The organism is Massilia sp. DD77, from assembly GCF_036961685.1.
Lineage (GTDB): Bacteria > Pseudomonadota > Gammaproteobacteria > Burkholderiales > Burkholderiaceae_D > Telluria.
Genome location: NZ_JBAMDH010000009.1, coordinates 67,642 through 92,277, shown reverse-complemented (window position 1 = coordinate 92,277; position 24,636 = coordinate 67,642). Strand labels below are relative to the sequence as shown.

22 protein-coding genes are annotated in these 24,636 nt (G+C 68.5%); 7 read left to right on the top strand and 15 right to left on the bottom strand.

The genetic code is table 11. The annotated features are described in order from the left end of the window. Positions 1–240 precede the first annotated feature (240 nt). On the top strand, positions 241–696 hold the full coding sequence (locus V7778_RS07035) for an MgtC/SapB family protein (protein WP_335553270.1): 456 nt from the start codon (positions 241–243) through the stop codon (positions 694–696). Here V7778_RS07035 and V7778_RS07030 read toward each other — a convergent pair. Then, positions 693–2,168, bottom strand: a complete 1,476-nt coding sequence (locus tag V7778_RS07030; RefSeq protein WP_335553169.1) for an alanine/glycine:cation symporter family protein — start codon at positions 2,166–2,168, stop codon at positions 693–695. The genes V7778_RS07035 and V7778_RS07030 overlap by 4 nt on opposite strands. A 218-nt stretch (positions 2,169–2,386) precedes the next feature. Between V7778_RS07030 and V7778_RS07025 the strand changes: the two genes are divergently transcribed. After that, complete coding sequence (locus V7778_RS07025; protein ID WP_335553167.1) at positions 2,387–2,758, top strand: hypothetical protein; 372 nt, start codon at positions 2,387–2,389, stop codon at positions 2,756–2,758. 55 nt (positions 2,759–2,813) lie between these two features. Here V7778_RS07025 and V7778_RS07020 read toward each other — a convergent pair whose 3' ends face one another. After that, on the bottom strand, positions 2,814–4,640 hold the full coding sequence (locus V7778_RS07020) for a DUF885 domain-containing protein (protein ID WP_335553165.1): 1,827 nt from the start codon (positions 4,638–4,640) through the stop codon (positions 2,814–2,816). 216 nt (positions 4,641–4,856) lie between these two features. On the opposite strand from V7778_RS07020, the gene V7778_RS07015 reads away from it, so the two are divergent. Further along, the gene (locus tag V7778_RS07015) at positions 4,857–5,930 is read left to right on the top strand and encodes a S41 family peptidase (RefSeq protein ID WP_335553163.1); all 1,074 of its coding nucleotides are present in this window, start codon (positions 4,857–4,859) and stop codon (positions 5,928–5,930) included. A gap of 6 nt (positions 5,931–5,936) precedes the next feature. Here V7778_RS07015 and V7778_RS07010 read toward each other — a convergent pair whose 3' ends face one another. From V7778_RS07010 to ccoN, 6 genes are read right to left on the bottom strand one after another with little or no spacing between them, the layout of a single operon-like run. After that, a complete protein-coding gene (locus V7778_RS07010; protein WP_335553161.1) occupies positions 5,937–6,461 on the bottom strand; it encodes a FixH family protein in 525 nt (174 codons plus the stop codon). Between the two features lie 13 nt (positions 6,462–6,474). Beyond that, the gene (gene ccoG / locus V7778_RS07005) at positions 6,475–7,848 is read right to left on the bottom strand and encodes a cytochrome c oxidase accessory protein CcoG (RefSeq protein ID WP_335553269.1); all 1,374 of its coding nucleotides are present in this window, start codon (positions 7,846–7,848) and stop codon (positions 6,475–6,477) included. Between the two features lie 14 nt (positions 7,849–7,862). Further along, on the bottom strand, positions 7,863–8,801 hold the full coding sequence (ccoP, locus tag V7778_RS07000) for a cytochrome-c oxidase, cbb3-type subunit III (protein ID WP_335553159.1): 939 nt from the start codon (positions 8,799–8,801) through the stop codon (positions 7,863–7,865). Beyond that, positions 8,794–8,970: a cbb3-type cytochrome oxidase subunit 3 gene (locus V7778_RS06995; protein ID WP_335553157.1), complete on the bottom strand. Its 177-nt coding sequence runs from the start codon at positions 8,968–8,970 to the stop codon at positions 8,794–8,796. Before V7778_RS06995 ends, ccoP begins: the two co-directional genes overlap by 8 nt. A 1-nt stretch (position 8,971) precedes the next feature. After that, positions 8,972–9,586: a cytochrome-c oxidase, cbb3-type subunit II gene (gene ccoO / locus V7778_RS06990; protein WP_335553154.1), complete on the bottom strand. Its 615-nt coding sequence runs from the start codon at positions 9,584–9,586 to the stop codon at positions 8,972–8,974. 15 nt (positions 9,587–9,601) lie between these two features. Beyond that, on the bottom strand, positions 9,602–11,059 hold the full coding sequence (ccoN, locus tag V7778_RS06985; RefSeq protein WP_335553152.1) for a cytochrome-c oxidase, cbb3-type subunit I: 1,458 nt from the start codon (positions 11,057–11,059) through the stop codon (positions 9,602–9,604). Between the two features lie 252 nt (positions 11,060–11,311). Between ccoN and V7778_RS06980 the strand changes: the two genes are divergently transcribed. Next, a complete protein-coding gene (locus V7778_RS06980; protein WP_335553150.1) occupies positions 11,312–11,710 on the top strand; it encodes a TraR/DksA family transcriptional regulator in 399 nt (132 codons plus the stop codon). 76 nt (positions 11,711–11,786) lie between these two features. On the opposite strand, the gene ccoS is transcribed toward V7778_RS06980, so the two are convergent. The 5 genes from ccoS to V7778_RS06955 all read right to left on the bottom strand — a co-directional run bounded on the left by ccoS (position 11,787) and on the right by V7778_RS06955 (position 18,307). Beyond that, positions 11,787–11,930 (bottom strand): cbb3-type cytochrome oxidase assembly protein CcoS, encoded by a 144-nt coding sequence (gene ccoS / locus V7778_RS06975; RefSeq protein WP_335553148.1) that lies wholly within the window; start codon positions 11,928–11,930, stop codon positions 11,787–11,789. A gap of 1 nt (position 11,931) precedes the next feature. Continuing rightward, positions 11,932–14,394 (bottom strand): heavy metal translocating P-type ATPase, encoded by a 2,463-nt coding sequence (locus V7778_RS06970; RefSeq protein ID WP_335553146.1) that lies wholly within the window; start codon positions 14,392–14,394, stop codon positions 11,932–11,934. Continuing rightward, positions 14,391–15,155 (bottom strand): sulfite exporter TauE/SafE family protein, encoded by a 765-nt coding sequence (locus tag V7778_RS06965; protein ID WP_335553144.1) that lies wholly within the window; start codon positions 15,153–15,155, stop codon positions 14,391–14,393. The genes V7778_RS06970 and V7778_RS06965 overlap by 4 nt, the downstream gene beginning before the upstream one ends. Before the next feature lie 8 nt (positions 15,156–15,163). Continuing rightward, positions 15,164–16,612, bottom strand: a complete 1,449-nt coding sequence (gene hemN, locus V7778_RS06960; protein WP_335553142.1) for an oxygen-independent coproporphyrinogen III oxidase — start codon at positions 16,610–16,612, stop codon at positions 15,164–15,166. A 63-nt stretch (positions 16,613–16,675) separates the two neighbouring features. Then, entirely contained in the window at positions 16,676–18,307 is a 1,632-nt protein-coding gene (locus V7778_RS06955) for a methyl-accepting chemotaxis protein (protein WP_335553139.1), read from the bottom strand. Positions 18,308–18,472: 165 nt separating this feature from the next. On the opposite strand from V7778_RS06955, the gene V7778_RS06950 reads away from it, so the two are divergent. Beyond that, entirely contained in the window at positions 18,473–19,687 is a 1,215-nt protein-coding gene (locus V7778_RS06950) for a metal-dependent hydrolase (protein ID WP_335553137.1), read from the top strand. A gap of 91 nt (positions 19,688–19,778) precedes the next feature. After that, positions 19,779–20,174, top strand: coding sequence for an MAPEG family protein (locus V7778_RS06945; protein ID WP_335553135.1), 396 nt, complete (start codon positions 19,779–19,781; stop codon positions 20,172–20,174). Here the strand turns inward: V7778_RS06945 and V7778_RS06940 are convergent. Further along, on the bottom strand, positions 20,164–20,730 hold the full coding sequence (locus V7778_RS06940) for a YceI family protein (RefSeq protein ID WP_335553133.1): 567 nt from the start codon (positions 20,728–20,730) through the stop codon (positions 20,164–20,166). The two genes, V7778_RS06945 and V7778_RS06940, sit on opposite strands and share 11 nt — an antisense overlap. Before the next feature lie 125 nt (positions 20,731–20,855). Next, on the bottom strand, positions 20,856–21,773 hold the full coding sequence (locus V7778_RS06935; protein ID WP_335553267.1) for a LysR family transcriptional regulator: 918 nt from the start codon (positions 21,771–21,773) through the stop codon (positions 20,856–20,858). A 285-nt stretch (positions 21,774–22,058) separates the two neighbouring features. Between V7778_RS06935 and V7778_RS06930 the strand changes: the two genes are divergently transcribed. Continuing rightward, positions 22,059–24,554 carry a sensor domain-containing protein gene (locus tag V7778_RS06930; protein WP_335553132.1) on the top strand — a complete coding sequence of 832 codons (2,496 nt, stop codon included), beginning with the start codon at positions 22,059–22,061 and terminating at the stop codon, positions 24,552–24,554. The last annotated feature ends 82 nt before the right edge of the window (positions 24,555–24,636 follow it).

Genomic DNA, 24,636 nt, shown 5'->3' with positions numbered 1-24,636 from the left:
CCCGCTCGCTCAACCCGTCGTCCCTGCGAAGGCGGGGATCCAAGCTCGTTGAATCGAGCTTGAATGGAACCATGAGGCTACTCACGCAAACTTGGGTCCCCGCCTTCGCGGGGATGACGGATTAAGGGCGCGGGCCGAAACAGTGGATCAGCTATCCATGCGCCGCCTGAGCCACCAAACTGGCATCATGCCAGAGTAATCTCAACAGGAGCGAACACGGTGTGGTGGACACGAAGCTGGATGACGGTGCAGCAGGAATTCTCGGACTTGGGGAACGTGGAGGACATCACCCGCATCGTGGTGCGCCTGCTGGTGGCGCTGGTGCTGGGCGGGCTGCTCGGCTACGAGCGTGAATCGGTGGGCGCCTCCGCCGGCCTGCGTACCCACATGCTGGTCTCGCTCGGCGCCGCCCTCTTCGTGCTGATCCCGCTGCAGGCGGGGATGGGCATCCAGGACCTGTCGCGGGTCCTGCAGGGCATCGTGGCCGGCATCGGCTTCCTGGGCGCGGGCGCCATCCTCAAGCAGACCGACAAGGACGACATCAAGGGCCTGACCACCGCGGCCAGCGTCTGGCTGACCGCCGCGATCGGCATCGCGGCCGGCATGGGGCGCGAGGCGACGGCGGTGCTCAGCACCCTGTTCGCCCTCGTCGTGCTGGCGATCCTGCGCAGCACGACGAAGCCGAAGGAAGATTAGGCGACGGCCTTGCCGGGGGCTTGCGTCTTGCCGGCCTGCACGCGCTGCTCCCAGTAGTGGGCGCCTTCGATGCCCAGCGCCTTCGGATCGAACTGCGGATCCTTGCCGGCCTTCTTCTGGGCTTCGTAGTCGCGCAGGCACTTGAAGGCCGTCTTCTGCAGCATCAGGATGGCGATGATGTTCAGCCAGGCCATCAGGCCCACGCCCATGTCGCCCAGGCCCCAGGCAGCTTCCGCCGTCTTCACGGAACCGTAGTAGGTCGCGCCGATGATGAACAGCTTGAGCAGCAGCGTCATCCACGGACGGTTGACGGTCCGGTTGATGTAGGCGATGTTAGTCTCGGCGATGTAGTAATAAGCGACGATCGTGGTGAACGCGAAGAACAGCAGCGCGATGGCGACGAACAGGGCGCCGAAGCCCGGCATCACGTTCTCCAGCGCGGTCTGGACGTAGCCGGGGCCGGAGGCGACCCCCTGCACGCCGGTGAACATCGGGGTGCCGTCCGGCGCCTCGACATTGTACTGGCCGGTAATCAGGAGCATGAAGGCGGTCGCCGAGCACACGAACAGGGTGTCGATGTAGACCGAGAAGCCCTGCACCAGGCCCTGCTTGGCCGGGTGGCTCACTTCGGCGGCCGACGAGGCGTGCGGGCCGGTGCCCTGCCCCGCCTCGTTCGAGTACACCCCGCGCTTGACGCCCCACTGGATCGCCAGGCCCAGGATCGCGCCGAAGGCGGCGTCCGCGCCGAAGGCATTCACGAAGATCAGCTTCAGAACACCAGGCAGCGCGCCGATGTTCATCGCCACGATGGCCACCGCCACCAGGATGTAGCCCAGGGCCATGAAGGGCACCACGACTTCGGCGAAGTGGGCAATGCGCTTGACGCCGCCGAAGATGATGAAGGCCAGCACCACGCACAGGCCGACGCCGGTGATGGCGGGGTCGATGCCGGTAGCGGTCTTCAGGCTCTCGGCGATCGAGTTGGCCTGCACGCCAGGCAGCAGCAGGCCGGTGGCGATGATGGTGGCGAAGGCGAAGGTCAGCGCATACCATTTCATGCCCAGGCCCTTCTCGATATAGAAGGCGGGCCCGCCGCGGTATTCCTTACCCAGTTGTTCCTTGTATACCTGGCCCAGGGTCGATTCCACGAAGGCCGAGCTGGCGCCGAGGAAGGCGACCGCCCACATCCAGAACACGGCGCCGGGGCCGCCGAAAGTGATCGCGGTAGCCACGCCCGCGATATTGCCGGTGCCGACGCGCCCGGCCAGGGTCATGGACAAGGCCTGGAAGGAGGACACCCCTTGCTCCGAACTCTTGCCTTCAAACATCAATCGAACCATTTCGCCCGCATGGCGCACCTGCAGGAAACGCGAGCGGATGGAGAAATACAGACCGGTGCCCAGGCACAACGCGATCAGCGCCGGACTCCAGATGACGCCATTGATGGCGGTGACTAACTCGTTCAGAGACATGTTTTTCCTAGCAGACTAGGGCACGGGTGTGCCGGTGTGGACAATGCAGGCGGCGCGGTAACCACCTTACTCAGCGATAAATCCGTGGACAGCATAGCAACATCGGCAGCCGATTGCTACAGGCGTGCGCCAGCGCACGGAACGCGGCCGTACCACGGCGTAATATATTGTCAAAACACCACATATTAATGAATTGCCCATTCTTTAAGGAGAGCACCATGAACAAAATGACCTTGGCAGGCATCATGATGGCAGTGACCGTTCTGGCAACCGGTTGCAAAAAGGACGTGGACGGCGACGGCAAGGGTCCGGCGCAGGAAGCTGGCGCGGCGATCGACAACGCCGGCCAGACCGTGGCCAACGAAACCAAGGAAGCCACCGCTGAGACCGCCGCCGCCGCCGAGCGCGCCGGCGACCGCGTGGAAGCCGCCACCGAGCGTGCCGGCGAGCGCATCGAAGCCGCAGGCGCCGAAGTGAAGCAGGAAACCAAGGAAGCCGCGGCCGAAGTCGATGCCGCTGCGGACCGCGCCCAGAACGCCACCGGCCGCGCCGTGGAGCGTGCTGGCGAGAAGATGCAAGACGGCAAGTAACACCGCCTGAACGCAGTCTCGAGAATGGCGGACCATCCGGTCCGCCATTCCTCGTTTACGCCCTCTTCTGCTTGGCGATCCAGCCGTCCACCAGCTCGCCCAGCACGTCCAGCGGCACCGAGCCCGCGCCCAGCACCAGGTCGTGGAAGGCCGGCAGCGAGAACTTGTCGCCCAGCTCCTTGCGCGCCTTTTCGCGCAGCTCGATGATGCGCAGCATGCCGATCATGTAGGCATTGGCCTGGCCCGGCCAGGCGACGTAGCGTTCCACCTCTTGCGCGCCGATGCCGTAGTCGATGCCCTGCTGGCGGGTCCATCCCTTCGCGTGCAGGCCGGTGTCGACCACCAGGCGGCGAGCGCGGAACAGTTCCGAGCCGAGCGCGCCGAGCAGGCCGGGCACGTCGCCTTCGTACCAGTTCTGCTCCACCGCCAGGCGTTCGGTGTACAGAGCCCAGCCTTCGGCGTGGGCGCTGCCGCCGCTGAAGATGCGCTGGCTGCGGAATTTCGGGATCCCGGTCAGTTCCTGCTGGATCGCCAGCTGGAAGTGGTGGCCCGGCACCGCCTCGTGGTAGGCCAGGCTGCGCATGCGGATCATGTCGAAGCTCGGACCGCGCAGCGGCACCCAGAAGATGCCCGGGCGGCTGCCGTCCGGCGCCGGCAGACTGTAGTGGGCCGCGGCCGAGGGCTCGGTCAGCGGCGGCTCGCGGCGCACTTCGACCGGCGCGCGCGGCTTCAGCTTGAACAGCGAGGCGCTGCGCTTCTCGGCATCGCGCACCATCTCGGCATAGCTGGCCAGGATCGCCGGGCGCGGATCGCCCTCGCCTTTCGGCTGGAAGCGCTGGTCGAGCTGCTTCATGCGGGTCTCGATATTCCCTTCGGCGAGACCGAGCGAACGCAGGTGCTTGTCCATTTCGCCCTCGATGCGCGCCACTTCGCGCAGGCCGATCTCGTGGATCTGCTCGGGGGTCAGCTTGGTGCTGGTGAAGTTCTCGACCGCGCGGGCATAGGCCGCGGCGCCGTTGGGCAGGCGCGAGATGCCGGCCACGTCGCCGGTGCGCGGGTGGATCTCGGCCATGAAGTCCTTCACGCGCCCATAGGCCGGGCGGATCTTCTCTTCGACGATGCGGGTGGCGCGGGCGATCGCGGCGGCGCGCGCCTCAGGGCTCAGGTCCTTCAGCTCGGCGCTGCGCTGTTCGAAGGTGGTGACCAGCACGTTCTGGGCGGCGGCGGGCTTGAGGAAGTGGTCGACCTGGAACTGGGCGCGCTCCAGGATGAAGCGCGGCGGGATCAGCCCCTTGGCGGCGGCCGCGCGGCCGCGCGCCAGCGCCTCGTCCATGCGGGTCCCGGCCTGCTCCAGGCGCGCCAGGTAGCTGTCGACGTCCATCTTGTTGCGCAGCGGATGGGTGGTGGTCAGGAAGTTCACCAGGCTCACCTGCACGCCGCTGAACTGCGAGAAGATGAAGGAGTGGTCCTCGAAAGGCTCGTTGGCGACGGTGTTCTGCAGCGACCAGCGCATCACGGCGGCCGAAACCTTCTGGTTCTCGTCCAGCGGCGCGGTCTTGAACTGGTCCAGGCGCGCCAGGCCCGCCTTGGCCAGCGCGACCGCCTTCTGGCGGTGGGCGGTGGTGAGCGGCGTCAGCTCGCGGTCCAGCTTCGCCTGCTCGGCGCCGCTGAAGTACTGGGTCATGGTCGCCAGCTGCGGGCTCAGGCGCACCCAATCCTCGGCGAACTTGTCGGCCCACTGGTCGAAGGCCTTGTGCGGCTTGACGGCGCTGGCGGACGCGGACGACGGCGCCGCCAGGGCGACCGCCGGCACGGTCGCGCCGGCGAGGATGACGGGGATGAACAGGGCGGCGAGCTGGGCGCGCAGGCGGGACGATGGCATCGTGGGGTCTCTCTTCCTTGTCGTTGATCTGATCTGTATGCGGCGCGCATGCGCCGCAATTGCCGCCGAGGAATCTAACACGGAAGGGAGCAAAGCAACAACGCGGGCTGTTGCCAAGCTGCGTACGTACGCCCCGCGGGTCGACGGTCTCATTTACCCGCTTTGCGTAGCCGCTCCTTGCTACCATGGCCGCACCTGCTCATCGATGGAGACAACATGGCACACAAGCGCGCGAGGAAGCGGCTGGCGGTACTGGTTCTCGCATCCGTTCTACGACTGCCGGCCCAGGCGGCGCAAGCTCCTGCAGCGGACCTGATACCGACATCGCTGGCGAAGGAAGTCGTGGGGCGCACGATCGAGCTGGTGGAGACGAACGCCCTGCCGCCGCGCGATCCCGCCGAGTATGCGCAGGCCAAGACCGCGCTGCTGGCCGTCCTCTCCGCGGCCGGCGAGCACAGCGACCGCCGCGCGCTGTTCCAGCATGTCGACACGCTGCTGGGCACACTCGACGCGGACCGGCATTCCTTCATCCGTTCTCCCGTCGCCATGCAAGGGCAACAGGCGGCACGGGTCACCGCCCTGGCGGCGGCGGCGCCGGTGTCCTCGTTCGCCCTGCTCGACACCGGCGGCGGCAAGGTGCTGCACTGGACCCCGCCCCAGAGCGTGGGAAACATGGAGGTCGAGGCGCCCGCCTTCCTGAAACGCTTCATGGCGGATGCCTCCGCGCTGCCGGGGCTGTCGAGCGCTTGCGCCCTGGTGGTCGACCTGAGCGCGCAGCGCGGCGGCAACGCGTGGCCGCCCTTCGCGGCCATGCATCCCCTGCTCAGCGCCGCAAACACCGCGTCGATGGTGGATCGCAACGGGGTGCGCCAGCGCTACGTCCATCCGCAGACACTCGCGCAGATCGAGCAGCGCCACGGCGGTGAAGGGAAAAATCCGCTGCTGCGCTTCGCCGGCACGCCGCTGGGCGTCGTGGTCGGCGGACAGACCTCGAGCGCAGGAGAAATGCTGCTGGTGGCCCTGATGGGAGAAGGCGAACGGGTCCGCACATTCGGGACGGTCTCGCACGGCATGACGACGGCGAACATGAGCTATCCGATGGCGGACGGCTCGACCCTGATCCTGTCCGAACGGCGCTATGCGGTCGGCGACGCGCCGGTGATCCGCGGCGGCATTCCCGCGCAGGTCTCCGCCGCGGCCGGCGCCGCCGCGGTACGGCAGGCGGCCGAGTGGGCGGCGTCCCGGTCGCCGCTGTGCCGGGCCCCGCGCCAGGCCTCCGCGGCCCCTTGAGGCCGTTCAGCGCGGATCGGCCTGGATTGTCAGCGTGTCCTGCCGCGCCGGACTCCAGCTGCGCGCCAGGCGCCAGTCGCGCGCCGCGCCTTCGACCACCACCTGCCAGTGGGTCTGTTCCAGCACCGGCAAGGCGGCGGCGAAGCGTCCCTTGGCATCCGGCAGCGCTTCCAGCACCAGGTCTTTTTCCGGCTGGGTCGGGTGCGCCAGGCGGATGTGGAAAGGCGCCGGCACCGGCTTGCCGTGGCTTTCCAGCCGGCCCTCCAGGCGGCCCGCGCGCGCGTCGTGGCGCGCGGCAAAACGCAGTCCCAGGCTGCTGGCCACGCGTTCGCGGCGCAGGTCCTGGTTGATGGCCTTGCCCTGCTTGTAGTAGTCGCCCACCACCAGCGCGTCCGGCCGGCTGACGGCCAGCCAGGCCGTGACGGCGCCGGCGACCAGCACCAGCACCGGGCCGATCATCAGGAACCAGGGCCAGCGGTGCCTGTACCAGGGGATGGCGTCACGCCACAAGGGATGGATCGCGGATTGCATGTAGGGCTCCTTCTCACTTCGGCACGATGAACACCGCGTCCTCGGACACCTGCAAGTCCGGATCGCCGACGGCGCTCAAGTTGAAATCGATCCTGTTCGAGCCAGGCGCGGCCGCGCCGCCGTCGATGCGCACCCGCACCGGCACCGCGCGCGTGCTGGCCGCCGCCATCTCGACGATCTCTTCGCCGGCCACCTTCGCCGACGCGATGCCGCTGACGGCGATCTTGAGGCGCCGCGGCGTCTCGCTCGTGTTCATCACCTGCAGGCGGTAGACGTTCTCGATCATGCCGTCCTCCACCTCGCGCCCCATCGAACCGCGGTCGCGGATCACGTCCAGCTTGAGCGGATTGCGGACGGCGATCGACACCGCCATCCCGGCCACCAGGGCCGCCAGCACGGCAGCATAGACCAGCACGCGCGGGCGCAGCATGCGCTTGCGGATGGCGGCGGGCCCCAGCTTGTACGCCAGGCCGTTCTCGGTCGCGTACCGGATCAGGCCGCGCGGCTTGCCCACCTTGTCCATGACCCCGTTGCAGGCGTCGATGCAGGCGGCGCAGCCGATACACTCGTACTGCAAGCCCTTGCGGATGTCGATCCCGGTCGGGCAGACCTGCACGCACAGGCTGCAGTCGATGCAGTCGCCCGCCGCTTGCGCCTTTGGCCGCGCATTGCGCGGCTCGCCGCGGGCGGCGTCGTAGGTGACGATCAGCGTGTCCTTGTCGAACATCGCGCTCTGGAAGCGCGCGTAGGGGCACATGTACTTGCACACCTGCTCGCGCAGCCAGCCCGCGTTGCCGTAGGTGGCCAGACCGTAGAACAGCACCCAGAAGGCTTCCCAGGGGCCCAGGGTCATGCCCAGCACCGCGAAACTCAATTCGCGCACCGGCGTGAAATAGCCGACGAAGGAAAAACCGGTCCACAGCGCCACCGCGCCCCAGGCCAGGTGCTTGGTCCCTTTCCTCGCGATCTTTTCCGGGGTCCAGGGCTGGCGGTCGAGACGGATGCGGGCGCTGCGCGCCCCTTCGATCTTGCGCTCGATCCAGAGGAAGATCTCGGTGTACACCGTCTGCGGGCAGGCGAATCCGCACCATACGCGGCCCGCCACGGCCGTCACCAGGAACAGGCCGTAGGCGCACACGATCAGCAGCGCGGCCAGGTAGATGAAGTCCTGGGGCCAGAACACGAGGCCGAACAGGTAGAACTTGCGGCTGGCCAGGTCGAACAGCACCGCCTGGCGGTCGTTCATGTTCAGCCATGGCAGGCCGTAGAACAGCAGCTGGGTGAGCCAGACGCAAGACCAGCGCAGCGAGGCGTAGCGGCCCTTGATCTCGCGCGGGTAGATCTCTTCCCGCGCGGCGTACATCCGGATCACGGCCTCGTTGGGCATCTGCGTGGGCGCGTTCACCTTGCCTCCGCTGTCCTGATCGAGGTGTCGTTGGACAGGCTCCACACGTAGGCGGCCAGCACGTGCACCTTCTCTTCGCCGAGGAATTCGCCGAAGGCCGGCATGGTATTGGTGCGGCCCTTGCGGATGGTTTCCATCACGGTCTCGGCGCTGCCGCCGTAGAGCCAGGTCTTGTCGGCCAGGTTGGGCGCGCCCATCATCGGATTGCCCTTGCCTTCCGCGCCATGACAGGCCACGCAGGCGGCGAACTTCGGCTTGCCGAATGCCACCTTCACCGGGTCGGCGGTCAGGCCGGACAGGTTGCGCACGTAATGGGCCACCGCCTCGACGTCCTTGTCCGAACCCAGGGCGGCGCCCATGGCCGGCATCATGCCGATGCGGCCGTTCATGATGCTGGCCTTGATGAGCGCCGGTTCGCCGCCGTGCAGCCAGTCGCCGTCGGTCAGATTGGGAAAGCCCTTGTTGCCGCGCGCGTCAGATCCGTGGCACTGGGCGCAGTAGTTCAGGAACAGGCGCTCGCCGATCGCCTGGGCTTGCGGGTCGGCCGCCACCGCCTTCAGGTCCTGCCTGGCGTACTGCGCGAACAGCGGGCCGTAGCCGGCCTTGGCCTGCGCGAGTTCCTCCCGGTATTCGCCGGCCGAGTTCCAGCCCAGTTTGCCCGCGTAGCTCCCCAGGCCGGGGTACAGCACCAGGTAGGCCAGGCCGAACACGATGGTCAGGTAGAACAGCCACATCCACCAGCGCGGCATCGGCGTGTTCAGCTCCGTCAGGTCCTCGTCCCAGACGTGCCCCGTGGTCTCGTACGGCTCGCCCCTGGCGTCGAGCTTGACCTTGTGCACCGACTGCGACCACAGGAGGATGCCGCAGCCCACGATGGACAGCACCGTGATGACGGCGATGTACCAGTGCCAGAAGCCGTTGAAGAAATCAGCCATGGTCGCATTCCTCCTCGCATGCCTCGTCCGCGAAGGGCAGCGCGGCCGCCGCGTCGAAATCCTTGTTCTTGTGGAGCACGTAGGTCCAGCCCAGGATGCCCAGGAAGGTCGTGAAGCTGACCACGGTCATCAGGCTGCTCGCGCTGTCGAAAATCTGTTGCAGTGCCATCTCAGTTCCTCGTCTTGATCTGGGTGCCCATGCCTTGCAGGTAGGCGACCAGGGCATCCTGTTCGGTCTTGCCGGCCAGTTCGGCCGGCGCGGCCGCCACCTCGGCGTCGGTGTACGGCACGCCGATCCGCTGCATCGCGCGCATCTTCGGCAGGATCTCGGCCGGCACCAGTTTGTTCCGCGCCAGCCAGGGGTAGCCGGGCATGTTCGATTCCGGCACCACGTCGCGCGGGTTGTCGAGATGGGTGCGGTGCCATTCGTCGCTGTAGCGCCCGCCCACGCGCGCCAGGTCGGGGCCGGTGCGCTTCGAGCCCCACTGGAAGGGGTGGTCGTAGACGAATTCGCCGGCCACCGAATAGTGGCCGTAGCGCTCGGTCTCGGCGCGGAAGGGCCGGATCATCTGCGAGTGGCAGTTGTAGCAGCCTTCGCGGATATAGATGTCGCGTCCCGCCAGGCGCAGCGGCGAATAAGGCTTCAAGCCGGCCACCGGCTCGGTCGTGGATTTCTGGAAGAACAGCGGCACGATCTCGACCAGGCCGCCGAAGGAGATGACCAGCAGGACCAGTCCGATCAGGAGCCAGGGATTCTTCTCGATCCACTCGTGGGTGAATTTCATGGTGGGTTCCTTTGCTTAAGCGTGGACCGGCTCGCCGGCGATCGCCAGCCGCGGTGTGTGGGGGCCGGTGGGGATGCGCGCATCCACGCTGGCGGTGCCGCGCATGGTGAGCCAGGTGTTATAGGCCATCAGCACCATGCCCGACAGGTAGAGGAAGCCGCCCGTGAAGCGGATCACGTAGTAGGGATAGGTGGCCTTGACGCTTTCGGCGAAGGTATAGGTCAGGGTGCCGTCCGGGTTCACCGCGCGCCACATCAGGCCCTGCATCACGCCGGCGATCCACATCGAGGCGATGTACAGCACGATGCCGATGGTGGCGACCCAGAAGTGGGTCTCGACCAGGGCCATGCTGGCCATCTGCTTCTTGCCCGCCAGGCGCGGGATCAGGTAGTAGATCGAGCCCATGGTGATGAAGCCGACCCAGCCCAGGGCGCCCGCATGCACGTGGGCCACGGTCCAGTCCGTGTAGTGCGACAGCGAGTTGATGGTCTTGATCGACATCATCGGGCCCTCGAAGGTGGCCATGCCGTAGAAGGACAGCGAGACGATCATGAACTTGAGCAGCGGGTCCGAGCGCAGCTTGTGCCAGGCGCCCGACAGGGTCATCATCCCGTTGATCATGCCGCCCCAGGAGGGCGCCAGCAGGATCAGCGAGAACACCATGCCGATCGACTGGGTCCAGTCGGGCAGCGCGGTGTAGTGCAGGTGGTGCGGGCCGGCCCACATGTAGGTGAAGATCAGGGCCCAGAAGTGCACGATCGACAGGCGGTAGCTGTACACAGGGCGCTCGGCCTGCTTGGGGATGAAGTAGTAGACCATGCCCAGGTAGCCGGCGGTCAGGATGAAGCCCACCGCGTTATGGCCGTACCACCACTGGATCATGGCGTCCTGCACGCCCGCGTAGACGGAGTAGGACTTCATGGCGGAAACGGGAATCGCCATGCCGTTCACCACGTGCAGGACGGCGACCGCCAGGATGTAGGCGCCGAAGAACCAGTTGGCGACGTAGATGTGCTTGACCTTGCGCTTGACGATGGTGCCGAAGAAGACCACGGCGTAGGCGACCCAGACGACCGTGATCAGGATCGCGATCGGCCATTCGAGCTCGGCGTATTCCTTGCCGCGCGTGAAACCCATCGGCAGCGAGACCGCGGCCGAGACCAGCACCGCCTGCCAGCCCCAGAAGGTGAAGGCGGCCAGCCGGTCCGAGAACAGGCGCACCTGGCAGGTGCGCTGGACCACGTAGTAGGAGGTGGCGAACAGCCCGCAGATGCCGAAGGCGAAGATCACGGCATTGGTGTGCAGCGGACGCAGGCGTCCGTAGCTCAGCCAGGGGATGTCGAAGTTCAGTGCCGGCCAGGCCAGCTGCGCGGCGATGAAGACGCCGGCGGCCATGCCGATCACGCCCCAGACCACGGTCGCGATGGCAAACTGGCGCACGATCTTGTAGTTATAATTGAGACTGCTGTCCAAGATGTTCTCCTGAAAAATCTTATGGATGACAGTCAGGAGTGTGCTTTTCGGAACCTCAAAAATCCTTGATGTGAATCAAATTGTTCAGCATCGGATGAGGTAAGGAGCGAAGTGTTGTTACCGAGTGAGCAGCGCGTCGTTCCGCAACATCAGTGGCGCCGTTTTGAGATGAATCAAACTTCTTTGCAGGCGAAGCACCCCCGCTCGGTTTGGGTTTTTCCTCGTATTTCCACGTTAGCAAGGAAAAGCGCTATGCCGCCGCTTTCGCAATCCGTCCATGACGAAATGACCCGGCGCCTGCGGCAGGCGCGCGCATCCACCCTGCGCGCGGTGCGTGCCCGCACCGATGCGGCCGAGGGCGAGGCGCCCGCGATCGGACCGCTGTCCCACGCGCTGCAAGGGGACGATCAGGTAGCCGCCGAAATGATCAGCCACGACGAGGAACACTTCGCCGGACACGAGGCGGCGCTGCTGCACGCGATCGATGTCGCGCTCGGCAAGCTGGAAGCGGGCGGCGCGGGGATCTGCGAATCCTGCGGCTGCGAGATTCCGGAAGCGCGGCTGCTGGCCACGCCGACGGTGCGCATGTGCATCGGGTGCCAGGAGCAGACCGAGAAAGCGCTGCGCACGGGGCGCGGGCCGTCGATGTGATGCCCTTCGCGACCGATCTCCGGGCGCGGCAATTCACGCACCAACCATCACCGCGTCGGCGGGAAATCCGCCGGGCTTACGGGTCGTCATCGCGCAATATGCGCAGCGCCGGCCCTTCGAGATCGTCGAATTGCCCGCTCTCGGCCGCGCCGAAGAACACCCACACCGCCAGCGCCACCAGGCAGATACTCAGGGGTATCAGCAAATACAGGGCTTCCATCTCAGTCCTTCCTCAGCCGCAGGGCGTTGAGCACCACCAGCGCCGAGCTGGCGGCCATGCCGATGCCCGACATCCAGGGGTTCAGCAGCCCGGACGCCGCGGCCGGAATCGCCACCAGGTTGTACACCGAGGCCCAGATCAGGTTCTGGCGGATCACGGCCAGGGTGCGCCGCGCGGTGTCGGCCGCGTCGGCGAGCGGCACCAGGCCGTCGCCGAGCAGCACGCCGTCCGCATGCAATTGGGCCAGTTCGGCCCCGCGTCCCATGGCGAAGGAGACGTCGGCGCCGCGCAGCACCGCCGCATCGTTGATGCCGTCGCCCACCATCGCCACCACCGCGCCCTGGGCCTGCAAGGTGCGCACATAGGCCAGTTTCTCGTCCGGCAGGCGGCCGCCCAGCGCGGTGGCGATGCCCAGCTGGGCGGCCACGGCCTGGGCCGCCCGCTGCTCGTCGCCGCTGAGCAGGACCACGGTCTTGCCGCCGTCCTTGAAGCGCTGCACCACCGCCGCCGCTTCCGGCCGCAATCCATCCGACAGGTCGAAGCGCGCCAGCCAGCCGCCTTCGGTGCCCAGCCACACCGAGGTGGTGCCGGTCGGCGCCGCCGAGCGGGCCACGCCGCTCGCGATGCCCTCCACGAAGGCGGCGCTGCCCAGCCGGTACAGGCGCCCGTTGATGCTGCCCTCGACGCCCTGCCCCACCACGTAGCGGATCCGCTCGGCCACTCCGATGGCGCGCCCGCCGGCTTCGCGGATCGCCTGGGCGATCGGGTGCGGGTTGTCCGCTTCCAGGGCGCTGGCGATGCGCAGGCAGGCCTCCACCGACTGCGAGCTCACCGGCACCGCCTGGCGCAGCACCGGCCGGCCCAGGGTCAGGGTGCCGGTCTTGTCGAACACGATGTGGGTGGCGCGTTCGAAGGTTTCCAGGGTGTGCGGCTTGACCGCCAGTACGCCATGGCGCAGCAGGCGGTCGGTGGCCGCGGCCAGCGCGGTCGGCGTGGCCAGCGACAGCGCGCAGGGGCAGGTCACGACCAGCACCGCCACCGCCGCCTGCCAGGCGCGCGCCGGCTCGACCGCCTGCCAGGCGACGAACACGGCCACCGTCAGCAGCAGCAGCGCCACCACCGACCAGGCGGCTACCCGGTCGGCCCACAGCGCCAGCGCCGGCTTGCCCTGCCCCGCCTTCTCCACCAGGCGTACCAGCATGGCGAGGGTGCTGTCGGTGGCGGTCGAGGTCACGCGCAGCACGATGGTCTGGGCGACGTTGACGGCGCCGCCGGGCAGGCTTTCTCCCTTCGACCTGCGCTGGGTGCGGCTTTCGCCGGTCAGCAGGGCCAGGTCGACCTCGGTGTCGCCGTCGACGATCACCCCATCGGCCGGAATCGCCTGGCCGGCCCTGACCAGCACCAGGTCGCCGACCTGCAGCGCGCCAGCGGCCACCAGTTCGGTTTCGCGCGCGGCCGGGTCGCCGCGCAGGCGCAGCGCCGACGCCGGCACACCCTGCTGCAGGCGCTCCAGGGCGCTGGCCGCCTTGCGGCGCGCACCCAGCTCCAGGTAGCGGCTGCCCAGCAGCAGGAACACGAACATCGTCACCGAATCGAAATAGACCTCGCCGCGCCCGCCGACCAGGGCCGCGCAGCTGCCGGCGAAGGCGGCGCCGATGCCCAGCGCCACCGGCACGTCCATGCCCGGCAGTCCGCGCCGCAAGTCTTGCCAGGCGCCGGCAAAGAAGGGCTGGGCCGAGTACAGCACCGCGGGCAGGGTCAGCAGCAGCGAAGCCCAGTGCATCAGGCGCGTCATGTCGCCGTCCATCGTCCCGTCGCTGGCCAGGTAGACCGGCACCGCGTACATCATCACCTGCATCATGGACAGTCCGGCCACGAACAGCTGGCGGAACAGCTTCTTGCGCGCCCGCTCGAGCTGCTCGCCATGCTGCTTCGCATCGTAGGGATAGGCGCCATAGCCGATCGCGCGCAGGGTGCGCAGGATGATGCTGGGCCGGCATAGCGCCGGATCCCAGCGCATGTGCAGGCGTTCGGTGGCCACGTTCAGGGTGGCTTCCTGCACGCCGGGCAACTGGCCCAGGCGGCGCTCGATCAGCCACACGCAGGCGGCGCAGCGCATGCCTTCGACCGCGAAGGTCGCCTCTCCCTCGCAGCCGGGAACGTCGTACAGCAGCAGCTCGGGGGCATCCACCGCGTGGGTGGCAAGGTCCACCTGGGCCGCATACTCGGTGCGGGTGGCGTAGTAATCGGCAAAGCCGCCGTCGACGATGGCCTGGGCCGCCGCCGCGCAGCCGGGACAGCACATGGGGCGCGCGTTGCCGTCGACCACGGCCTGCCAGCGGCTGTCGCGCGGCACCGGCAGGCCGCAGTGGAAGCAGCCGTCCATGACGGCTGGACCGGCAGGCGCCGCCGCGGGTTGTGGCTCGCGCTCCCGGGCCAGGATGTCGGCCAGCACCGCGCTCATGCCGCGCTCCCGGCGCCGATGCACACCAGCTGCACCCAGCTGTCGGGCAAGCCGCCGGCGGCCCGCGCCAGGCCGGCCAGGCCGAAGGCGGCGATCACCAGGCCGCAAGCCAGGCGCACGCGGGGCGCCTGCAGCCGTGCGCGCAGGCGCTGGCCGGCCAGGCCGAGCGCCGCCAGCATCGGCAGGGTGCCCAGGCCGAAGGCCAGCATCACCGCCGCCCCATTCAGCGCGGAGCCGGACAACATGGCCGTCGCCAGCACGCTGTAGACCATTCCGCAGGGCAGCCAGCCCCACAGGGCGCCTGCCGCCAGCATCCGGGCAGACGTGGACGGCTGACCGACGCGGCGCAGCAGCGGGCGCACGTGGCGCCACAGCGCCTGGCCGCCCTGCTCCAGCCGCGCCAGGCCGCGCCAGGCATCCATCAGGAACAGGCCGAGCGCCACCAGCATCAGGTTCGCGGCCCAGTAGGCCGCTTCCTGCAGCGCGGGCAGCGACGCGAACTTGGCCGCGCCCGCCGCCGCGCCGCCGGCCAGCGCGCCGGCCGCCATGTAGCTCGCAATGCGCCCCGTGTTGTAGGCGGCCACGCCCGCGGCCGGGGCCAGGGTCACGGTCCGCACCGGCACCGGGAAGGCCGGGCGCGCCGGTGGCGGGCTGGCGCCGCCGACCGACAGCGCGCCGACGATCCCGCCGCACATGCCGGCGCAGTGGACGCTGCCGAACAGGCCGACCAGGAACACGGGGAACAGGGCGAGTCCGTGCATGGGTGTCCTCAGATGGTTTGCGAATGGCGCGGGCCGGTGCGCTCCGCCAGGTAGCGGTCGAACACCATGCACACGTTGCGGATCAGGAGGCGGCCCTTCATGCTGACGCTGATCCATTCCGGCCCGAGGGTGAGCAGGCCGTCGCGCTCGAACTGGCGCAACTGGGCCAGCTCGTTGGCGAAGTACTGCCCGAACACGATGGGAAAGGCCTGCTCGATGGCCGCCACCGACAGCTCGAACTGGCACATCAGCTTCTGGATGATGGCGCGGCGCAGCAGGTCGTCCATCGACAGGCGCGCGCCGCGCGCCACCGGCAGTTCGTTGGCGTCGATCGCGTCGTAGTAGTCGTCGAGCGTCTTGACGTTCTGGCTATAGGTGGCGCCCACCGCGCTGATGCTCGACACCCCGCAGGACACCAGGTCGGCGTCGGCGTGGGTCGAGTAGCCCTGGAAATTGCGGTGCAGGCGGCCCTGGCGCTGGGCCACGGCCAGGTCGTCGTCCGGCTTGGCGAAATGGTCCATGCCGATGTAGACATAGCCGGCCGCGCCCAGGCGCTCGATGCACAGCTGGAGCATGCGCAGCTTGGTGTCGCTGTCCGGCATGTCGGCAGCCTGGATGCGGCGCTGCGGCTTGAACAGGTGGGGCATGTGGGCATAGTGGTAGACCGAGATGCGGTCCGGGTCGGCGGCCACCACCTTGTCCAGGGTCTGGCGCATGCTGTCCAGGGTCTGCTTCGGCAGGCCGTAGATCAGGTCGATGCTCACCGAGCGGAAACCGGCGGCGCGCGCGGCGTCGATCACGGCGCGGGTCTCGTGCTCGGGCTGGACGCGGTTGACGGCCTTCTGCACCTCGGGATCGAAGTCCTGCACGCCCAGGCTGATGCGGTTGAATCCCTGGCGGCGCAGGCTGTGCACGCGCTCGGCCGTCACGGTGCGCGGATCGACCTCGATCGAGTACTCGCCCGCGGCGTCGGGCGCGAAGCGGAAGCTGCGGCGCAGGTGGGCCATCAGGTCGCCCATCTGCTCGTCGGACAGGTAGGTCGGCGTGCCGCCGCCGAAGTGCAGCTGCTCGACCTCGTTCATGCCGGCGAACAGCAGGCCCTGCATCTCGACCTCGCGCTTCAGGTAGGACAAGTAGAGCGCCGCCTTGTCGCGGCGCCTGGTGACGATCTTGTTGCAGGCGCAGTAATAGCACACGGTGTCGCAGAACGGGATGTGCAGGTAGAGCGAGAGCGGGCGCTTGCCGCCACGGGTGCGCACGCCGGCGACGGCGTGCAGGTAGTCGCGGTAGCCGAAGTCGTCGCCGAAGCGGTCCGCGGTCGGGTAGGAGGTGTAGCGCGGGCCGGACTTGCCGAGCCGGCCGAGCAGGCCGGCGTCGAATTCGACACTGGGGGTGAACACGAGGGGCGCCGGGGCGGCGGGAAGAGAGGCGTTTGACGCAAGCGCTTCAACGAGCATGACAATAAACTCCAGCTGCTGGCCGCTTTGCGGAAATGCAAAGCGACACGAGGAGCTTTCAGTTTATTGATCTGCCTCGGCCAAATCCTTGACTTGCATCAAATATGGCCGAGTCTGCCTTGCGGACCCGGCCGCCGGGCCATTCCGGCCCCCGCCGAACTGGAAAACGGACAGGGCTTGCACCAGCTGGGCCGCCTCCTCGGCCACGTTGCCGGAGGCGGCGGCCGACTCTTCCACCAGCGCGGCGTTCCGGCGCGTGATGATATCGAGTTGGGCCATGGCGGCGTTCACCTGGGCGATGCCCTCGCCCTGCTCGCGGCTGGCCGCGGTGATCGCGTGCATGATGCCGGCCGCTTCGCGCACCGAGGCCACCACTTCGCGCATGGTCTGGCCGGCGTCGCCCACCAGGGCGTCGCCCTGCTCCACCTGCCGGGTCGACGCCTCGATCAGGGCCTTGATTTCCTTGGCGGCGGCGGCGGAGCGCTGCGCCAGGCTGCGCACCTCGCCCGCGACCACGGCGAAGCCGCGCCCCTGCTCGCCGGCACGGGCCGCTTCCACCGCCGCGTTCAAGGCCAGGATATTGGTCTGGAAGGCGATGCCGTCGATCAGGCCGATGATGTCGGCGATGCGGGCCGATGACTGGCTGATCAGGCCCATGGTGTCGCCCACACGGCCCACGGCGTCGCCGCCGCGTCCGGCCACGGCGGAAGCGCCCACCACCAGGGCGTCGGCGCGCGCCGCGTTGTCGGTGTTGTGGCCGGCGGCCGCGGCGATCTGTCCCAGGCTGCCCGCGGTCTGCTCCAGGCTGGCCGCCTGGGCCTCGGTACGGCCGGCCAGGTCGCTGTTGCCGGCGGCGATGGCGCGGGTGGCGTGCTCGATCGAGCCCACATTGCGGCGCACGTCGCCGACGATGGCCTTCAGGTTGATGTTCAGCTGGCGCAGGGCCAGCTGCAGGCGCCCGATCTCGCCGCTGCCGCCCGCTTCGACCACGGTCGCGAGATCGCCGCCCGCCAGCGCGTAGACGGCGCTCGTCGCCTCGCCCAGCGGACGCGCGATGCTGCGGTGCAGGTCGGCCCAGGCCGCCAGGGTGGCCGCGGTGCCCAAGGCCGCCAGCACTTGCCAGGGCGTGCTGCCGGAGGTCGCGCCCAGCCCGGCCATCAGCGCGGCCTGGGCCGACATCATCAGCCCCAGGCGGCGGGTCAGGGGCAGCTCGCGCAGGGCCGCCAGGCGCAGGCGCCAGCCGCCGCGCACGGCCCGGCCGCGCACGATCACCAGATCCGGCGCTTCGCCCGCGCGCATCTTGCGGTAGAGCTCTTCGGCGGCGCGCACCTGCTCGCGTGTGGGGGCGGTGCGCACCGACATGTAGCCGGTGAGCTTGCCGTCTTCCTTGACGGGCACCACGTTCGCGACCACCCAGTAGAAGTCGCCATTCTTGCGGCGGTTCTTGACCATGCCGGTCCAGGGCTCGCCCGCCTGCAGGGTTTGCCACAGGTCGGCGAACGCCTGCGGCGGCATGTCCGGGTGGCGCACCACGTTGTGGGCCTTGCCGAGCAGTTCGGACTCGGCGAAGCCGCTGACCTCGATGAAGCTCGGGTTCACGTAGGTGATGCGGCCCTTGGTATCGGTCTTCGACACGATGGACTGGCCTTCTTTCATCACATATTCGATGCCGGTGACCGGCTGGTTGTTGCGCACGATGCTCTCCCTGTATTGCCTTGCGGCAAAATTCAAGGCTTGCATTCTACTGAGCGGGATTCACAAATTTTTTGACCTACATCAAAAAGCACCGACAAGTCAGGAGCTAGACGAAGAAAACTCAGCCGGAGCTGGAAAGTCTTGCTTTCAGTGTAAGCTTTCAGGATGGATAACCTGACCCACTCCCTGGTCGGGCTCGCGCTCGGCGAACTGGTCGAGCGCGCGCTGCCGGCCGAACCGGACCCCGCGCGCGGCCGTACGCGCCGCCGCGCCCTGCTCGTCACCGGCCTCCTTGCCAGCAATTTCCCCGACCTGGACCTGGTGCTCACCCCCCTGCTGGCGCCGCCGCTGGGCTACCTGATGCACCACCGCGGCCATACCCATACCCTGCTCTACGGGCTGCCCCAGGTGGCGCTGCTGCTGGCCCTGCTATGGCTGCTGTGGCCGGGCGTGCGGCGCCTGGCACGGGAGAGCGGCACGGCGCGCCGCGGCCTGCTTGCCGCCGGCGTGCTGGGTGTGCTGCTGCACCTGGGCTTCGACGGCCTGAACGTCTACGGCATCCATCCCTTCTACCCCTTCGATCCGCGCTGGGTGTATGGCGACCTGGTCTTCATCATCGAGCCCGTGTTCTGGACCGCCTTCGGCGTGGGGATGGCGATGGTGGCGGCGCGCGGACGGCGCTGGCCGGTGCTGTTCTTGCTGGGCGCGGCGCCCCTCGCCTTCGCCTGGCTGGGCTTCCTGCAGTGGGGCTCGCTGGTCCTGCTGGCCGGCGTCGCGGCCGCGGTCATGCTGGCGGCGCGGCGCGGCGGAACCGCCGCCCTGCTGGCGGGAGCGCTGGCCTGCGCCGCCTTCGTCGGCGTGCAGGCCCTGGGCGCGCACCTGGCGCGCGAACAGGTCAGGGCCGCGCTGGCCGAACGCGAACCGGGCGGCCGCGTGCTCGACCTGCCGCTGTCGGCCTTTCCTTCGAATCCGCTGTGCTGGGCCTTTGCCGCCGTCACCGAGGACGCGCGCGCCGGCAGCTATGCCTTGCGCGTCGGCGTGCTGAGCCTGGCGCCGGCGCTCAATCCCGTCGCGCGGTGCCCGCTGCGTTTCGGCGGCCAGCCGGGTGCGCGCGAGGCGGCGCTGGCCTGGAAGCGGGAGGAAACCGGCAGCCTGGCCGCCGTGCGCGCGCTCCGCCGAACCAACTGCCATTTCGACGCCTGGACCCGTTTCGCGCGCGCGCCCTCGCTGGCTGGCGGCAGCGCCACCGACCTGCGGTTCGGTGCGCCGGACCAGCCGAATTTTTCCACGCTGCCGTATGCACGGCTGGCCGGCCAGCCCTGTCCGGATCCGGTGCCGGAATGGGGGCGGCCGCGTGCCGACCTGCTGGGCCTCGAGTGAAGACTCTCCCTCGAAAGCGTGGGTCTGCCATGCGCGCGGAAGAGTATGATCGCGCTACGGTTTGATGTCGACGCGCGAGGGAGGAAAGCAAATGAATACCGAACTGACGATCCTGGGCTGGACCCTGGTGCTGGCCGTGGTCCAGATCCTGTTGCCCGCCCTGCTGCGCACGCAGGAGACGGGGCCGGCCTACAACGTGGGCGCGCGCGACGGCGAGGCGCCGCCGCCGCGGCCCGTGACGGCGCGCCTGCAGCGCGCCCAGAGCAACCTGTTCGAGACCCTGCCGCTGTTCGCGGCCGCGGTGCTGGTCGCCCACGTGGCCGGACGCCTGGGCGAGCTCACCTGGTGGGGCTGCTGGCTCTACCTGCTCGGCCGGATCGTCTACGTGCCGCTGTACGCGGCCGGGGTGCCGGTGCTGCGCACCCTGGTGTGGAGCGTGTCCGTGGCGGGACTCGGAATGGTGCTGGCGGCGATCCTTATTCCTTGACCGCTTCCACCGCGATGGTCAGGGTCACGTCGTCGCTGACGTAGGGCGCGTACTTGCCGTTGTTGAACTCGCTGCGCTTGATCTTCGTGACCGCATTGGCGCCGCAGGCGTCCTTCTTGAGCATCGGGTGCGGCATGCAGTGGAAGGAAGTCACGTCTAGGCGCACCGGCTTGCTCACGCCCTTGATGGTCAGCTTGCCGTCGACCGAGGCCAGCTTGTCGCCCTCGAAATGCAGCTTGTTCGAGGTGAAGGTGATGGTCGGGTATTTCTTGGTGTCGAAAAAGTCCTCGCCCTGCAGGTGGCCGTTGAACACCGGGAAGCCGCTGTCGACGCTGGTGGCGTCGATCACCACGTCGACCGAGCCGCTCTTCGCGGCGCGGTCCAGCACGATCTTGCCGCTGGTCTTGTCGAAGCGGCTCACCTGGTTCGAATAGCCGAAGTGGCTGTACTCGAAACGCGGGTAGGTGTGGCTGCCGTCGATCACATAGGTTTCCGGGGCGGCGGCGGCGCTCAGCGAGACGCCGGCGGCAAGCACGAGGGCAAACAGTTTCTTCATTCAGGACTCCCTTCCTTGGTATGGTCGCGTCGGCTGGCAACAACATGTCCGCCGGCGCTGGAAACCCTGATTATGCGCCGCGAAGGATTGCCGATCGCGCAAGGAATGCGGACGCAGCATTCAAACTATTTGAACGGCCGTTTGCGCCATGGCGCCGGGCGCTCTCCCAGCAGCGCGGCGCGGGTCACGGGGCTGCGCACCTGGTCCAGCCACCATTGCAGCGCCTTGCCGGGCGCCGACCTGTCGCTGCGCCAGACGCTGGAAAAGCCGAGCCGGTGCTCGGGCCGGTCCAGGCGCCTGGCGACCAGCGCCCCGCTCTCGAGGTGGGGCCGCGCGGCCGGCAGCGGCAGGTAGCCTACGCCCAGCCCGCGCAGCTGGGCGTCGATCTTGGCGCGCAACTCGGTTACCGTGAACACTTCCTGGCCGGCCAGCAGGCCCACGCTCAAGCCTCCCCCGCGGCCGCTGGAGTCGGCCAGCACCACGGCGCGGTGGGCGCGCACGGCATCCTCGCCCAGGGGTTCCGGCAGCGCGGCCAACGGATGCGCCGGGCTGACCGCGAACACGAATTCCATCGTGCCCATGGTCTCGCGCCGCAGGCCGACGCGGTTGCGGGTGTCGAGCGCCACGCCCAGGGCCAGGTCGGCCTGCCCGCTCAGCACCGCGTCCAGGGTGCCGGACAAGGTCTCGTCGCGCAGCTTGAGGCGGGTCGGCGCGCCCAGTTCGAAGAAGGCGGCGCACAAGTCCATTACGGTGGCGCGGTCGATCACGCTGTCGACCGCGATGGTGAAGTGCGACTCCCAGCCGGTGGCCACGCGCTTGACCCGGTTGGCGATGGCGTCCACCTCGTCCAGCAGGCGCGCGCCCTCGCGCAGCAGCTCCTGCCCCGCCGCGGTCAGGCGCGCGCGGCGCGAACTGCGGTCGAACAGCAGCACATCCAGCGCCTCCTCGATCACCCGTACGCGGTAGGTCAGCGCCGACGGCACCATGCCGAGCGCGCGCGCGGCGGCGGCGAAGCTGCCATGCTCGGCGATGGCGTCGAGCATGGCGAGGGAGGCGGGTGTCAGGGCGTCGCGGGCGCTGGTCGTCACGTTGTTCGGCTCAATAATTCAAACGGTTTGAATCATGCCAGTCCCAGGGACACCGGACAAGAAGGAAAGAAGGAAAGCCCGGCGCGCCGCCGGCCATGCATTCGTGCGCCGTGCATACACGATTTATGGCTCGCCGATGCCGAATTTACGCAAAAGGACTGGACGCGGAGACGCGGAGGGATCATATTGTTCTTATCAGTTCAACAATTCCCCACCCGTCCCGCATATCGGAGGTCCGCCATGGAAGCCGGATTCCACGCCATCGACAGCGACTGGTGCCGCATCGCCTTCCAGCGCGCGCCCGCGCCGCTGGTGGTATGCGACAGCGCCAGCCTGCGCGTCCTGGGAGCGAATGCCTGCGCCAGCGCGACCTACAGCTACGATCCGGATGAATGGGCCGATACCGATTTGCTGCGCCTGTTCGAGCCTGCCGACCACGAACGCGTGCGCGCCGCTGTCGCCATTGCCGCGCGCGAAGGCGAAGCCCAGCTGCCGGCGCTGCCCCACCTCGGCAAACACGGCGCCTGCCAGCGCTGCCGCCTGCTGTGCTACCGGCTCAACTGCGACGAGCCACCGCTGGTGATGCTCGCCATGCAAGACCTTTCCGAGGCTGAGGAAGCCCAGGCCCGGCTGACCCATCTGGAGGATGTGCTCGGCGTATCCCAGGAAGTCACGGGACTCGGCTGCTGCTGCCTGAACCTGACGACTGCCCGCCTCACCTGGTCGGCGCAGCTGTACAAGAACCTGGGCCTGGCCCCGGACAGCGTGATGCCCTCGATGGAGCACCTGCTGGCCCGGGTGCACCCGGACCAGCGCCCGCGCTTCGCGCAGGCGATCGAACGCTGCATCGTGGACGGCGAAACCTTCGACACCGACCTGCACGTGACCTGGCCCGACGGCAGCGAGCACGTCCTGCGCGCCACCGGCCACCGCATCGCCGGCGACCCGCAGTCGCCGCACTGGTTCGCCTGCGCCACGGTCGACATCACCGAACAGCGCCGCCTGCGCGACCAGTTGCTGATGGCCGAGGCCGATCTACGGCACGCCCAGGAGATCGCCCACATCGGCACCTGGGCCGCCGACCTGCGCACCGGCCTGATCGAGACCACCTCGGCCGAGACCTACCGCATCTTCCGCATCGATCTGCAAGCCGAGGACGGCACAGGCGGACCGTTCACGCTCGACCAGCTGTTCCGGCGCATCCATCCAGAAGACGTGCCGGGCGTGGCGGCCGCGCGCGAGCACACCCTGAACACGCCGGGCGCACGCTACGACCACCGCTACCGCATCGTGCAGGGCGACCATGAGGTACGCTACGTGCACTCGCAAGCCGACGTGGTGCGCGACGAGGACGGCAAGCCGCTGCGCATCGTCGGCATCATCCGCGATGTCACCGACCTGACCCGCGCCGAGCAGGAAATCGAGCGCCTGGCCTTCCAGGACGAGGTCACCGGCCTGCCCAACCGGGTGGCGATGCGGCGCCACCTGGACGAAGCATTCGGCGCCAGCCAGGGGCTGGACGAGCCGGTCGCGGTGCTGACCGTGGAACTGGCGCGCTTTCGCGACATCAACCTGACCCTGGGCCACCTGAACGGCGACGACCTGCTGCGCGACGTGGCGCGCCGCCTGCGCACCGAACTGGGCGACCAGGTCCACCTGGCGCGCACCGGCAACGCCCAGTTCATCGCCGTGCTGCGCGGAGTGCGCGCCTACCATGCGGGCGCGGTGGCCGAGACCATCGCGCACGTGTTCGAATCGACTTTCCTGATCGCCGGCGTGCGCTACGAGATCGCCGCCCACGTCGGCATCGCGCTGGCGCCCGGCCATGCGCGCAACCCGACCGACCTGCTGCGCAAGGCCGACGTGGCCGTGCACCAGGCCCGGCAGGGCGCGCGCAAGACCATGATGTACGACCCGGCCCAGGACCCCTACGACCCGCAGCGCCTGGCCCTGCTCGGGCAGTTCCGCAACGCGATCGCCGAAGGCCAGATCGAACTGTTCTGCCAGCCCAAGGTGACGATGGCGACCGGCGCGGTGATCGGGGTCGAGGCGCTGGCGCGCTGGCGCCATCCTCAGCTGGGCATGGTGCCGCCGGCCGAGTTCGTGCCGCTGATCGAATCGACCGAACTGATTCACACGCTGACCACCGCCATGCTCCAGTCCTCGGTACGCCAGTCGCACGCCTGGCGCCAGGACGGCCTGGCGCTGCCGATCGCGGTCAACCTCTCGACCCGCAACCTGACCAGCGGCACGCTGCCCGGCGACCTGCGCAGCTTGCTGGCCAAGTGGAACGCCACCCCCGACTGGCTGGGGCTGGAGATCACCGAGAGCAGCCTGATCGTCGACCCGGACGCCTCGATCGCCCAGCTCAACGCGCTGAGCGGCATGGGCTTCCGCCTGTTCATCGACGACTTCGGCACCGGCTATTCCTCGCTCAACTACCTGACCATGCTGCCCGTCGACGTGATCAAGATCGACCATGGCTTCACCACCAACATGCTGCGCGACCGCCGCGCCGGCGCCATCGTCAAGGCCACCATCGACCTGGCCCACGACCTGGGGCTGTCGGTCGTGGCCGAGGGCGCGGCCACCCGGGAGATCTGGGACGCGCTGCTGGCCTGCGGCTGCGACGAGGCCCAGGGCTACTACGTCGCGCCGCCCCTGCCGGCCGCCGAACTGCCGGGCTGGATGCGCCAGCACGCGCTGCGCCACCGGGGTGCGGGAACTACCCACTGAGGGTCCGTCCAAGGAGGCATACGAAGCACGGCCGTGCGAACGTCCGAAGCGGGCAACACGGGGCTATACTGCGCTTTTGCCC